This window comes from Streptomyces sp. NPDC002577, from assembly GCF_053594815.1.
Map to the genome: position 1 here is coordinate 84,607 of NZ_JBSFWK010000016.1, position 12,282 is coordinate 96,888.

The 12,282-nt window shown below is 72.4% G+C and carries 10 protein-coding genes; 5 read left to right on the plus strand and 5 right to left on the minus strand.

All coding sequences use genetic code 11. The features are described 5' to 3' along the window. The first annotated feature begins 83 nt into the window (after positions 1-83). A complete protein-coding gene (locus ACWD4J_RS21775) occupies positions 84-593 on the plus strand; it encodes a MarR family winged helix-turn-helix transcriptional regulator (RefSeq protein WP_451397051.1) in 510 nt (169 codons plus the stop codon). Between the two features lie 11 nt (positions 594-604). Here the strand turns inward: ACWD4J_RS21775 and ACWD4J_RS21780 are convergent, their stop codons facing one another. Beyond that, entirely contained in the window at positions 605-2,110 is a 1,506-nt protein-coding gene (locus tag ACWD4J_RS21780; RefSeq protein WP_451397052.1) for an FAD-dependent monooxygenase, read from the minus strand. A gap of 99 nt (positions 2,111-2,209) precedes the next feature. Here ACWD4J_RS21780 and ACWD4J_RS21785 point away from each other — a divergent pair, with 99 nt between their 5' ends. Beyond that, positions 2,210-2,815: a TetR/AcrR family transcriptional regulator gene (locus ACWD4J_RS21785; RefSeq protein WP_451397053.1), complete on the plus strand. Its 606-nt coding sequence runs from the start codon at positions 2,210-2,212 to the stop codon at positions 2,813-2,815. Positions 2,816-2,934: 119 nt separating this feature from the next. Here the strand turns inward: ACWD4J_RS21785 and ACWD4J_RS21790 are convergent, their stop codons facing one another. The 3 genes from ACWD4J_RS21790 to ACWD4J_RS21800 form a co-directional block, all read right to left on the minus strand. Next, entirely contained in the window at positions 2,935-3,174 is a 240-nt protein-coding gene (locus ACWD4J_RS21790) for a hypothetical protein (protein ID WP_451397054.1), read from the minus strand. A 114-nt stretch (positions 3,175-3,288) separates the two neighbouring features. After that, on the minus strand, positions 3,289-5,322 hold the full coding sequence (gene malQ, locus ACWD4J_RS21795) for a 4-alpha-glucanotransferase (protein WP_451397055.1): 2,034 nt from the start codon (positions 5,320-5,322) through the stop codon (positions 3,289-3,291). Further along, positions 5,323-5,583 (minus strand): hypothetical protein, encoded by a 261-nt coding sequence (locus ACWD4J_RS21800; protein WP_451397056.1) that lies wholly within the window; start codon positions 5,581-5,583, stop codon positions 5,323-5,325. 320 nt (positions 5,584-5,903) lie between these two features. Here ACWD4J_RS21800 and ACWD4J_RS21805 point away from each other — a divergent pair, with 320 nt between their 5' ends. Further along, positions 5,904-9,023, plus strand: coding sequence for a beta-N-acetylglucosaminidase domain-containing protein (locus tag ACWD4J_RS21805; RefSeq protein WP_451397057.1), 3,120 nt, complete (start codon positions 5,904-5,906; stop codon positions 9,021-9,023). A gap of 123 nt (positions 9,024-9,146) precedes the next feature. On the opposite strand, the gene ACWD4J_RS21810 is transcribed toward ACWD4J_RS21805, so the two are convergent. Further along, positions 9,147-9,683 (minus strand): HNH endonuclease, encoded by a 537-nt coding sequence (locus ACWD4J_RS21810; protein ID WP_067273458.1) that lies wholly within the window; start codon positions 9,681-9,683, stop codon positions 9,147-9,149. A 459-nt stretch (positions 9,684-10,142) separates the two neighbouring features. Here ACWD4J_RS21810 and ACWD4J_RS21815 point away from each other — a divergent pair, with 459 nt between their 5' ends. Continuing rightward, positions 10,143-11,207 carry a mechanosensitive ion channel family protein gene (locus ACWD4J_RS21815; RefSeq protein ID WP_451397058.1) on the plus strand — a complete coding sequence of 355 codons (1,065 nt, stop codon included), beginning with the start codon at positions 10,143-10,145 and terminating at the stop codon, positions 11,205-11,207. A gap of 264 nt (positions 11,208-11,471) precedes the next feature. Further along, positions 11,472-12,260: a hypothetical protein gene (locus ACWD4J_RS21820; protein WP_451397059.1), complete on the plus strand. Its 789-nt coding sequence runs from the start codon at positions 11,472-11,474 to the stop codon at positions 12,258-12,260. The last annotated feature ends 22 nt before the right edge of the window (positions 12,261-12,282 follow it).

The following is a 12,282-nucleotide window of genomic DNA, read 5'->3' on the forward strand; positions in this document are numbered from 1 at the left end:
TTTTATCAAGTAGGTCAGTCGAGAGATACTTGCTGCAGAGTTACTTTCTTGCCGTCGATCGAAGAGGTGCCGATACTTTCCCCATGAACGCGACCCCGCAGGACAAGGACCCCGTCGACGCGATCATCGAGCAGTGGGCCGCCGTGCGGCCCGACCTCGACACGACCGCGATGGAGGTCTTCGGCCGCGTCTACCGCCTTGCGCGCACGATGGGCGACCGCGTCGAGAAGACGTACGCCCCCTTCGGCATCTCGCGCGGCGAGCTGGACGTGCTCGCGACGCTGCGCCGCGCCGACAAGCCGTACACGCTCTCGCCGCGCCAGCTCTCGGCGACGCTGATGATGACCACCGGCGGCATGACGGGGCGCCTCGACAAGCTGGAGCGGGCCGGGCTGCTGCGGCGCTCACCCGATCCGCACGATCGGCGTGCGCTGCAGGTGACGCTGACGGACAAGGGGCTCGAGGTGGTCGAGGAGGCGATCGTCGCGGGGCTCGGGGTGCAGACGGAGGCGTTGTCAGTGCTCGACGCGGAGCAGGCCGGCCAACTGGCCGACCTGCTCCGTCGGTTGCTTGCGGGCGCCAGCGGCAGCTGAGCGTACGTCGTTCAGTCGCCCGTCGTCGTGGGCACAGCGGTGGTGACGGCAGACGCAGACAAGGCGTCCTCGATCGTCGCCGCGTCCGCCGAATCCGATGCCCACGCCACGTAGCCGTCCGGCCTCACCAGCAGCGTCGTGGTGCGCGCGGTCGTCCAGTGGGTCACCGTGAGACGGTCCTTGCGGCCGCCGGGGTCGATCTCCGTGCCGGCCGGGGCGATCAGGACGAACCTCCCGCCGCGCAGCGCCTCGTACAGGCGGCCGCCCTCCAGCGCCACGTCCGGGACGCGCTTGCCGGTGAGCGGGTGAGTGCCGCGCGGCGCCGGGTACGCATAGCCGATGCCGGTGATCTGGCCGAGCACCTTGGCGCGGACCGGGCGCACGGCGCCGAGGAACGCGGTGAGCGCGGACCGGGCGGCCAGCGTCCACGGGTGCTTCGCCATGGCGAGGCGCACGATCCCGCCGCTGGAGCGCAGCACGGCCTTGCCGACGGGGTGCCGTTCGGTCTGGTAGGTGTTCAGCAGGCCCTCGGGCGCATGGCCGTCGAGGACCGCGGCGAGCTTCCAGCCGAGGTTCGCGGCGTCCTGCAGGCCGGTGTTCATGCCCTGGCCGCCGGCCGGGGTGTGCACGTGTGCGGCGTCCCCGGCGAGGAAGACCCGCCCCACCCGGTACTGGGGCGCCTGCCGCTCGTCGCTGTGGAAGCGGGACATCCAGCGGGCGTCGTGCATTCCGAAGTCGCGGCCCAGGGCCAGTCGGGTGATCTCCTTGATCTCTTCGAGGTCGAGGGGCTCGGTGTCGGGGACGTTGCGGCCGCGGTGCCAGCCGATCACGCGGTAGTAGCCGTCGCCGAAGGGGGCGATGAAGGCGAAGGCGTCCCCCACGGCGTTCACGGTCAGCACCGTCTCGGGCTGCTCGGCGAGCTGCACGTCCGCCAGGACGACGGAGCGGATGACCGACTTGCCCGGGAACGGCTGGCCGATCGCCTGGCGGACGGCGCTGCGCAGGCCGTCGGTGCCGATCACGTACGCGGCCCGCCGCGTGGCCGCCGCGCCGTCCGGGCCCCGCACCTCGACGGTCACCCCGTCGCCGTCCTGGGTCAGGCCCGTCACCTCCGTGTCGTAGGCGAACCGCACGCCGGCCTCGGTCGCGCGCCGCTCCAGCGCCGCCTCGATCTCGTACTGCGGCAGCACCAGCAGGTGCTGGAAGCGGGAGGGGAGAGTGCTCAGGTCGAGCGTGAGGCTGCCGAAGAGGCGGAGCCGGTCCAGGCGCTGCCCCTTGGGCTCCAGTTCGTCCGCCAGGCCGCGCGCGTCGAGCTGTTCGAGCGTGCGGGCGTGCACGACGAAGGCGCGGGAGAGATTGCTGATGCCGCGCGGCCGCCTTTCCAGCAGCGTGACGGGGATGCCCGACTCGGCGAGGTCACCGGCGAGCAGCAGGCCCGTCGGGCCCGCGCCGACGACGATGACGTGGCGATCGTGGTCGTGTTCGTTGCGCCGAGTCGATCCGGTCCTGCCGTTCATGGCGGCCTCCTGATGCCAACACCTGTTGGTCAACGCTTGTTGACCAACGTACGACTGCGGCTATGGACTGTCAACAGCTGTTGGCCTACGGTTGTTGGCATGTCCGAAAGCGCATCCCCAGCCGGCCTCACCGCCCCGGGCGCGTCCGGGCGCCCGCACCGCTCCGACGCCACCCGCAACGCCATCCTGACGGCGGCCCGCGAGCGCTTCGCCGCCGATGGATACGAACGCGCCACCATCCGCGCCATCGCCGGGGACGCCCGCATCGACCCGTCGATGGTGATGCGCTACTACGGCAGCAAGGAGGGCCTGTTCGCGGCCGCCTGCGCCTTCGACCTGCACCTTCCCGATCTGGCTGCGACGCCCCCGGAGGCCGTGGGGCGACGGCTCGTGAGCCACTTCCTCAACATGTGGGAGGAGAACGAGATGCTCACCGCTCTACTGCGGGTGGGCGTCACCAACGCCACGGCCGCCGAGCGTATGCAGGAGATCTTCAAGGAGCAGCTGCTGCCGGCCGTACGGCAAGGGTGCCCCGATCAGGGGCAGGCTCCGACGCGCGCCGCACTGGTCGCGTCACAGATCCTCGGCATGGCCCTGACCCGTTACGTACTGCGCTTTCCGTACGCCGCCGCGCTGAGCCGCGAGCAGGTCGTGGAATGGCTGGCACCGACCGTGCAGCGCTATCTGACGGCGGAGAAGCCGTAGGGCGGCGCGCTGGGACCGGAGTGGAGACACGTCGAGGGCGCCCCTCGCGCGGTGTACGCGGAAGGAGCGCCCTCGACGAAAGCTGCCGGGCGGGCCTCAAGGCCCTGGTCGCCCTGGTGTCAGCCCTGCTTCTGCTGCTTGCGGGACTTGTCGCTGACGATCACGAGACCGGCGATCGCCAGGAAGATGACGATCGGCAGCACGACGTAGAGGCCCAGCGTCTCGGCCACGCTCAGGCCCGGACCCGGGTCGTCGCCGTCGTCGCGGATCAGCGCGGAGGCGGGGGACGACATCAGCAGCATCATCAGCGTCGTACCGGCGGCCAGGGCGCCGGCGCGCAGGGCGTTCTTCTTGTCCACGGTGCCAACGTAGCGAACGGCCGAACGGCCCGCGCGCCCGGGGTGCCGCATGAGTCCCCTGAGGGCTCTCCCAGGACTCTTTCAGGGCTCTTTCAGGACTCTCTCGGCGCGTCGTCACGGCCTGAGCACATCGATCAGCGCGTGCAGCCGGGGCGACGCCGCGAGCTGTTCGAGGGTGACCGGGCGGCCCTCGGCGTCCGCGATCGGCAGCCGCCAGTTCGGGTACTGGTCCCAGGTGCCCGGCAGGTTCTGTGGGCGCCGGTCGCCGACCGTGTCCGGCAGCCACAGGCCGATCATGCGGGCCGGGGTGCGCAGCAGGAACCGGTGGACGGCGCGGATCTCCTCCTCCTCGTCCCCGGGCCCGCCGGGCAGCAGCCCGAGCCGCTCCAGCAGTGCGCGCCAGTCGCCGACGTCGGCGGCCGCCTCGGCGCGCTCCTCGTCGACCGGGCGGGTCAGCAGGCCCAGCTCGGCGCGGAGTTCGACGTGGTCGCCGGTGAACCGGGACGCGGTCGACGGCAGGTCGTGGGTGGTGGCGGTGGCCAGGCAGTCGGCGCGCCACTCCTCGGGCTGAAGCGGCAGCCCGGAGCCGTCCCAGTCCCGCTCGAACCAGAGCACGGACGTGCCGAGGATGCCGCGCTCGTGCAGCGTCTCGCGCACCCCGGGCTCGACCGTGCCGAGGTCCTCGCCGATGACGAGGGCGCCCGCGCGGTCCGCCTCCAGCGCCAGGACGGCGAGCATCGCCTTCGCGTCGTAGCGGACGTACGTGCCCTCCGTCGGCGGCTGCCCCTGCGGGATCCACCAGAGCCGGAACAGGCCCATGACGTGGTCGATGCGCAGGGCGCCCGCGTGCCGGAAGAGGGCGCGCAGCAGGTCGCGGTAGGGGGCGTAGCCCGAGGCGGCGAGGCGGTCCGGGCGCCAGGGGGGCAGGCCCCAGTCCTGGCCGCGCGCGTTGAACGCGTCCGGCGGTGCCCCCACCGTCATCCCCGCCGCGAAGTAGTCCTGCAACGCCCAGGCGTCCGCGCCGCCGGGGTGCACGCCCACGGCGAGGTCGTGGACAAGACCGATCGGCATGCCCGCGTCTCGTGCCGTGCGCTGGGCGGTGGCGAGCTGGGCATCGGTGAGCCAGGCGAGGAGGGTGTGGAAGCCGACGCGGTCCCGCAGCTCCTCGCGGGCGCGCGCGGTCTCCGCCGAGCGTGGGTCCTTCAGGCCTTCCGGCCAGGTGTGCCAGTCCGAGCCGTGCACCTCGGCCAGGGCGTACCAGGTCGCGTGGTCCTCCAGCGCCCGCCCTTCGACGGCGAGGAAGTCGCGGTAGGCGGCGCGCCGGCCCGGGCCCAGGGGGACGTCCCGGACCAGCTCCAGCGCCTCGCGCTTGAGCGCCCACACCGCGTCGCGGTCGATGAGGGCGCCCTTGTCCAGGACCGATGCGCGCAGGGCGGCGGCCCGCTCGAGCAGGCCCTGCGCCTTCTCGCGGTCCGGTGCCGGGAGGTAGGGGTACTCGGGGATGTCCTCGATGCGCAGATGGACCGGGTCCGGGAAGCGGCGGGACGAGGGGCGGTAGGGCGAGGGGTCGGTCGGAGGGCCGGGCACGGCGGCGTGCAGCGGGTTGACCTGGATGAACCCCGCCCCGAGGGAGCGGCCCGCCCAGGCGGCGAGTTCGGTGAGGTCGCCGAGGTCGCCCATGCCCCACGAGCGCTCCGACAGCAGCGAGTACAGCTGCACCAGCAATCCGTACGTCCGGCCCGCCGAGCCCGGCCCCGGTTCGGGCGCGACGATCAGATACGCCCGGGCGGTGCGGCCGTCGGGAGCGGTGGCGTGCAGCGTGTGGACGCCGGGCGGCAGGCCCGCGGCGGATCCGCGGGTCTCGCCCTGCTCCGTCTCGATCCGCACGCGCGTGCGGGGCGGCAGGTCCGCCAGGGCGGCGGGCTCGCGTCCCGGCCGGGTCACCACCGTGGGCGGGAGCAGCCGCTCCCGCAGCTCGGCCTCGCGGGCCTCGAGCGCGTGTCCGATCGCCTCGGGCGTGCTCGCGTCGACGCCCAGCGCCGCCAGCGTCGCGACGACCGCGGAGTCCGGCGCCTGGACCGTACGGCCGGGCGACGGGGAGTACGAGGTGGCAACGCCGTGCAGCGCGGCGAGCCGGGCAAGGGGCATCTACGCTCCCATGAGGTCCGGGCCCGCGGCCGCGCCGATGGGCTCGCTGGTGAGCGGGACGGCGTCGGTGAGCGGCGGCTCGCTGGTCAGCGGCGCGGCGTCGGCGAGCGGCGGCTCGCTGGTGAGGGGCGCCTCGGTGCAGGCGCCTTCCGCGGTGAAGCAGGTGCAGTCGTCCGGTGCGTGGGCGGGGGCGGGAACGGCCCCGGCCAGGTCCGTGTGTTTGGAGAGGGCCGAGAGCAGAAGGTTCGCCGATGCGGCCACAAGGGCCTCCTTGTCGTGGGCCGGGCGACACCACCCGGCATCGTGGGAGGTGCATGGTCAGGCAGCCCATACCCCGTGGGCGCGGCCGCAGACGTATGGGGTCAGTCAACGTGTTCCTGGTCACATTCTGTTCCGCGGGCGGGAGTTGATCCAGGGGGCGCGGCGTCATGACCACAACTCCCGAGGGCACACGTGCCACAACGGCCACGCTCGTTGACACTCTCCGTGCATGAATGGTGGGCTCTCTGTCACCGCTCGGGCTCTGTGAGAGGGCCGATGAGCGGCGATTCGACAGCAGTTGACCGACGAGGAGAGAGTCCGTGCAGCTCCGCCGCTGGGGGCGCAGGAGGAAGGCGGCCGCCATCGCGTGCGCGGTCGTGGCGGGTGCGCTGGGTGCCGGCGCGCCGGGTGTCGCGGCGCGGGGCACGGCGGCGATTCCTCCGCCACGAGGGGCGGAGGCGGTCCCTCCGGCTCCGGACACCGCGACGGCTCCCTCACCTTCCGAAGCGGCCGCCGCTCCGGAAACACCGTCCGCCGCCCCGGACGGCGACCGCCCGGCGGAGTCCGCTCTCCCGGCGGTCCATCCCCGCCCCCAGTCGATGGAGCCCAGCGGCACCGCGGTCACGATCACCGACGACGTCACCCTTGCCACACCCGCCGGCACGGACCCGTACGCGATCCGGGCTCTGCGCGCCCTGCTGCACGAGGCGGGCGTCCGGCACATCACGCAGGTACGGGACGGTGCGGCGCTCCCCTCGGGGCGCGGGCTGGTGATCCGCGCGGGCGAGGAGGCGGCGCGTGCCGGCGACGGTCACCCGCGCGGCGGTTCCACGGAGGCCGAGAACGCCCTCCGGGCCCTCGGAGCCCCCGAGCGCGGCGAACTGCCGGCCGGCGGGTACCGGCTGGCCGTGGGGCGCGTCGACGGCCGTGACACCGTGGCGGTGTCGGGGACGGGCGATGACGGGCTGTTCCACGGCGTTCAGACGCTGCGTCAGCTGGTGGCCAGGCGCCGGATCGCCGGTGTCGTCGTACGCGACTGGCCCGGCACCGCCGTACGCGGCATGACGGAGGGCTTCTACGGCACGCCCTGGACCACACGGCAGCGTCTGGCCCAGCTCGACTTCATAGGGCGGACGAAACAGAACCGGTATCTCTACGCCCCCGGCGACGACCCGTACCGCCAGACGCGCTGGCGCGAGGCGTACCCGCCCGCTCAGCGCGCCGGGTTCCGCGCGCTCGCCGAGCGGGCCCGCCGCAACCAGGTGACGCTCGCCTGGGCCGTGGCCCCGGGCCAGGCGATGTGCCTGTCGTCGGACCGCGACCTGAAGGCCCTGATCCGCAAGGTGGACGCCATGTGGGCGCTCGGAGTGCGCGCCTTCCAGCTCCAGTTCCAGGACGTCAGCTACAGCGAGTGGCACTGCGAGCAGGACACGGCCGTCTTCGGCTCGGGACCGGGCGCGGCCGCGAAGGCGCACGCGCGCGTGGCGAACGCGCTGGCCCGGCATCTCGCGAAACGCCACCCGCGCTCCGTGCCGCTGTCGCTGATGCCGACCGAGTATTACGAGGACGGGCCGACCACCTACCGCACGGCGCTGTCGCGCGCCCTCGACAGAGGCGTCGAGGTGGCGTGGACGGGCGTCGGCGTCGTCCCCAGGACCATCACGGGACCCGAACTCGCCTCGGCGCAGCGGGCGTTCGGCTCCCGGCATCCGCTCGTCACGATGGACAACTACCCGGTCAACGACTACGCGCAGGACCGCGTCTTCCTCGGCCCCTACACCGGCCGCGAACCCGCCGTGGCGACCGGCTCAGCGGCACTGCTCGCCAACGCGATGGCGCAGCCCGCGGCCTCCCGTCTGCCGCTGTTCACGGTCGCGGACTACGCCTGGAACCCGCTGGGCTACCGGCCGCAGGAGTCCTGGCTCGCCGCGGTCGACGACCTCGCCGGAGGCGACGAGAGGACCCGCGCGGCGGTACGGGCGCTGGCCGGGAACAACGCCTCGTCCGTACTGGGCGGCGACGAGTCCGCGTATCTGCGGCCGCTCATCGAGGAGTTCTGGCAGGCCCGTACGGTCCAGGACGCCGCGCGGAACGAGACGGCGGCGCGGCGGCTGCGCGCCGCGTTCACGGTGATGCGCCAGGCCCCGCAAAGCCTGTCCGGCACGGCGCTGAGCGGTGAAGCGCGGCCCTGGATCGAGCAGTTGGCTCGCTACGGGGCGGCCGGCGAGACCGCCGTCGACATGCTCGTCGCGCAGGCGCGCGGCGACGGAGGTGCGGCCTGGCGCGGGGCGCGGGAGCTCGCGCGGCTCGACGGCGGACAGGAGACCGGCCTGCCGGCCGGCGGCGCGACGGCGGACCGGGCGACGGTCGGCAAGGGCGTGCTCGCCCCGTTCCTGAGGCGCGCCGGGCAGGCGTACGCCAGGTGGTCCGGTCTCGGCCAGGAGCCGGCCGCGGCGAAGGACTCGCCGAAGGAGGACGCCGTGGGCGGCTCAACGGTCCGCTTCTCGCGCGTGCGCCCGCTGACCGCCGTGACCGCGATGACCTCCCCCGGCACTCCCGGCACCGTGGAGGCGCACGTCCCGGACCAGGGCTGGCGGCGCCTCGGCGAGCTCGCGGCGAGCGGCTGGACGGAGCTCTCGCCGAGAGGACTGCGCGCCGACGCGGTAAGGATCACCGAGGGCGGCACGTCCCTCAGACGGCGAGGGAGTGTGGATCATCTCGTCCCCTGGTTCGGCGACTCCCCCGCCGCCGATGTGAACCTGCCCGGCGAGACGGACGCGGTGATCGGCGGGGGCACACGGCGGCTGAGCCTGCGGCTGACACCCCGGCGCCCCGCGGACGTCCGGGGCAAGGTCACCGTGCGGGCCCCGAAGGGTGTCGTCGTGCGGGTTCCGCAGGAGACGACGCTGCCGCGCGGCACAGCGGTCACCGTGCCGCTGCACGTCACCGTTCCGCCCGGCACATCCGCGGGCACGTACCCCGTACGCGTCACGTTCGGCGGTGCGACGCGCACCCTGGTCGTGCGCGCCTTCCCGCCCAGTGGCGGGCCAGACCTCGCACGGGGCGCCACCGCCCGCTCGTCGGGCGACGAGACCGCGGACTTCCCGGCGTCGGCGGCGATCGACGGGAACCCGGAAACCCGCTGGTCATCGACCTCCGAGGACGGCGCATGGTGGCAGCTGGAGCTGCCAGGGCCGGTTCGCGTCGGCGCGCTGGTCCTGCACTGGCAGGACGCCTACGCATCGGCGTACCGCATCGAGGTCTCACCGGACGGCCGGTCCTGGCGGACGGCGGCGAGCGTGCCGGCCGGGCACGGCGGCCGCGAGACGGTCCGCATGGACGCGCCCGGCACCCGCTTCGTACGCATGCAGGGCGCCAAGCGGGCCACACGCTTCGGCTACTCGCTGTGGTCGGTGGAGGCGTACGCGGTGCGGCAATAGCCGGGCGCGTGCGGAGGCGGCCCGTGCCTGGCGCACGCCGTGGCGGACCGAGCCCGCCACGGCGCCCGTACCTCAGGGGCCGGCAGCCGTACGGCCGTCAGGGACGACGAAGGCCCGGATCCGTCAGGCAGAGATGCCGTCGATCCGGGCCATCGCGTCCTCCGCGCCGTACGGCTGCAAGTACGGCAGCCAGCGCGGGTCCCTATGTCCGGTGCCGATGATGCGCCAGGCGAGTCCGGTGGGCGGGGCGGGCTGGTGCCGCAGCCGCCAGCCGAGCTCCCGCAGGTGCCGGTCGGCCTTGACGTGGTTGCAGCGGCGGCAGGACGCGACCACGTTGTCCCAGACGTGCTTGCCTCCACGGCTGCGCGGGATGACGTGGTCGACGCTGGTTGCGACGCCACCGCAGTACATGCACCGGCCGCCGTCGCGGGCGAAGAGCGCCCGCCGGGTCAGAGGAACGGGCCCCCGGTAGGGGACCCGGACGAACCGCTTGAGCCGGACCACGCTGGGTGCGGGGACAGTGACGGTTGCGCTGTGCATAAAGGCGCCGGACTCCTCGAGGCAGATTGCCTTGTTCTCGAGGACGAGGACGAGCGCGCGGCGGAGCGGTACGACGCCGAGTGGTTCGTACGACGCGTTGAGGACCAGGACGTGCGGCACGGATGCCTCCTTGTACGCCGGCGGCGCGTGGCTCGCGCCGGGACGATCTGTTGTTCAGTCTGACCTCATGCCTGGTCGAAGCGCCACCATGTCCGGGTAACGGGATGAGGGAGTTTTCCCCGCATCCCCTGCTCCGGGTGCCGCTCGAACCCGTCAGCCTGTGCTTCGGCCAGGGATTCCAGGGATGGTCCCGCGGGAGTGTGCGGTCGGCCACACCTCTCCGGGCGTGCGTTCGTGTGCAGTCGGACACACCGCCCGGCGATACGCGGTCGCCACACCTCCTTAATCCCCTGGTGAGCACAGTCTCTCCCTCGGGTATCACAACGATCCACACACGATGCCCCGTTAGTGTGGTGTGTCTGCCCGAGCGGTGCGCACCGTGCGACCGTCGTCTCCGGACGACCTGGACCCCGTCCCCCGGACGGCCCGGGCAGGCCGCTACGCCTGGAGGTACCTGCCGTGTTCTTGTCCGTCCTGTCGGCCGCCGGATCATCGTCGTCGGATCCGCAGAAGGTCACGCTCGAGGACGCTCAGGAAAAGGCCACGAACGCCGCGAGCTGGGTCGAGCAGAACTGGTCGACCTGGCTCAGCATCGGCCTGCGCGTCCTGCTGATCGTCGTGATCGCGGCAGTGCTGAGAGTGGCGATCCGGCGTGCGATCACCAAGCTGATCGAGCGCATGAACCGCACCGTCCAGGCCGTGGACGGCACCGCGCTCGGCGGGCTGCTGGTCAATGTGGAGCGGCGCCGGCAGCGCTCGCAGGCCATCGCATCGGTGCTGCGCTCGGTCGCGTCCTTCCTGATCCTGGGCACGGCCGCGCTGATGATCCTCAGCGCCTTCGAGATCAATCTGGCCCCGCTGCTCGCCTCCGCCGGTGTGGCGGGCGTCGCGATCGGTTTCGGCGCGCGCAACCTGGTCACGGACTTCCTCTCCGGCGTCTTCATGATCCTCGAGGACCAGTACGGCGTCGGTGACTCGATCGACGCGGGCGTGGCCTCCGGCGAGGTCATAGAGGTCGGCCTGCGGGTGACGAAGCTGCGCGGCGACAGCGGCGAGATCTGGTACGTCCGCAACGGCGAGATCAAGCGCATCGGCAACCTCTCGCAGGGCTGGGCGACGGCGGGCGTGGACGTCACGGTCCGCCCGGGCGAGGACCTGGACCGGGTCAAGGCCGTCCTCGCCGACGTCGGCGAGAGCATGGCGAAGGACGAGCCCTGGAACGAGCGGCTCTGGGGCCCGGTCGAGATCCTCGGCCTCGACAGCGTCCTGCTCGACTCGATGGTCGTCCGGGTCTCCGCGAAGACCATGCCGGGCAAGGCCGTGCCCGTGGAGCGCGAGCTGCGCTGGCGGATCAAGCGTGCGTTCGACGAGGCGGGCATCCGCATCGTCGGCGGCCTCCCGGCCCAGCCGGCGGACGAGGACGCGCCGGCCGACCCGACGGCGGGCATGGCGGCCCCGTCGGCGTATGCGTCGACGACGTCGCCGCAGTCCCAGGCGACGGCGCCGATCACGCCGGTGAAGTAGCGGCTGCACGGCGGACACACTGTGCGTGAAGGCGGCACCCGGGTTGTTACGGGTGCCGCCTCCGCGTTTTCCGGCGCCTCCACGACCTGCCGGAACGGCCTCGCGCCAGAGACGTGACCCTTGAGAAGCGGGATCCGGCGGAATTAACCGTCTTCACAGGGTGTCCTCATTCACCTCACGATCACTGATCACTATGGTCACCTCCACAGTCGGCCCTTGATCAGGAGCACAATGCCCGGGGGCCGCTTCGAATGTGGGGATCACATGCGCAGATTCGCCATAGGCGCCGCTCTGTCCGGCGCCCTGGCCCTGTCCGCTCTCTCCGTGCCCGCCGCTCAGGCGCTCACGCCGGACATCACCTTCTCCAACGTCGTCGTCAACGGCGGCAAGAGCATCACCGTAGGCACCAGCGCGACCGTCACGGTCCCCGTGACCTACACCATCACGCGGACCGCGGACGTCTCGTTCGACGACGTGACGTCCATCGTCGAGCTCTACCGCGGCACGAGCTACGCGAACGCCGAGAACTACCTGTTCCCGGGTGACGAGCCGACGTGCACCACCGTCGACGACACCACGCGGAACTGCACCGGGACGGTCGTGATCGACCCGCAGATCGACCTGTTCGAGGCCGCGGACGCCACCACGTGGAAAGCCGCCGGCGTCTACTACCGCATCGACGACGACGGATACGACTCCATCGGCCGCTCCACCTCGGCCACCGCCACCGTCAAGCGTGCCGCGAAGGTCACCACGAACGCCTCGCCCGAGCCCGTGAAGAAGGGCGCGACGCTCACCGTGACCGGCAGCCTGACGCGTGCGAACTGGGCGACCGGCTCCTACAGCGGCTACACCGGCCAGTCGGTCGCACTGCAGTTCAAGGCCAAGGGCGGCAGCAGCTACTCGACCGTGAAGACGGTGACCTCCGGCACCTCCGGCGCCCTGAAGACCACCGTCACCGCCTCCACCGACGGCTACTGGCGCTACAGCTTCGCCGGCACCTCGACCACCGCGGCGAAGACGTCCACCGCCGACTACGTCGACGTGCAGTAGTACGCACCACGGCAGCACCGCT

What these genes read in the sequence shown, in the direction of transcription:
- ACWD4J_RS21775 (WP_451397051.1), top strand. Translation starts at nt 84, where the DNA reads ATGAACGCGACCCCGCAGGACAAGGACCCCGTCGACGCGATCATCGAG.
- ACWD4J_RS21785 (WP_451397053.1), top strand. Translation starts at nt 2,210, where the DNA reads ATGTCCGAAAGCGCATCCCCAGCCGGCCTCACCGCCCCGGGCGCGTCC.
- ACWD4J_RS21780 (WP_451397052.1), bottom strand. Translation starts at nt 2,110, where the DNA reads ATGAACGGCAGGACCGGATCGACTCGGCGCAACGAACACGACCACGAT.
- malQ (WP_451397055.1), bottom strand. Translation starts at nt 5,322, where the DNA reads ATGCCCCTTGCCCGGCTCGCCGCGCTGCACGGCGTTGCCACCTCGTAC.
- ACWD4J_RS21820 (WP_451397059.1), top strand. Translation starts at nt 11,472, where the DNA reads ATGCGCAGATTCGCCATAGGCGCCGCTCTGTCCGGCGCCCTGGCCCTG.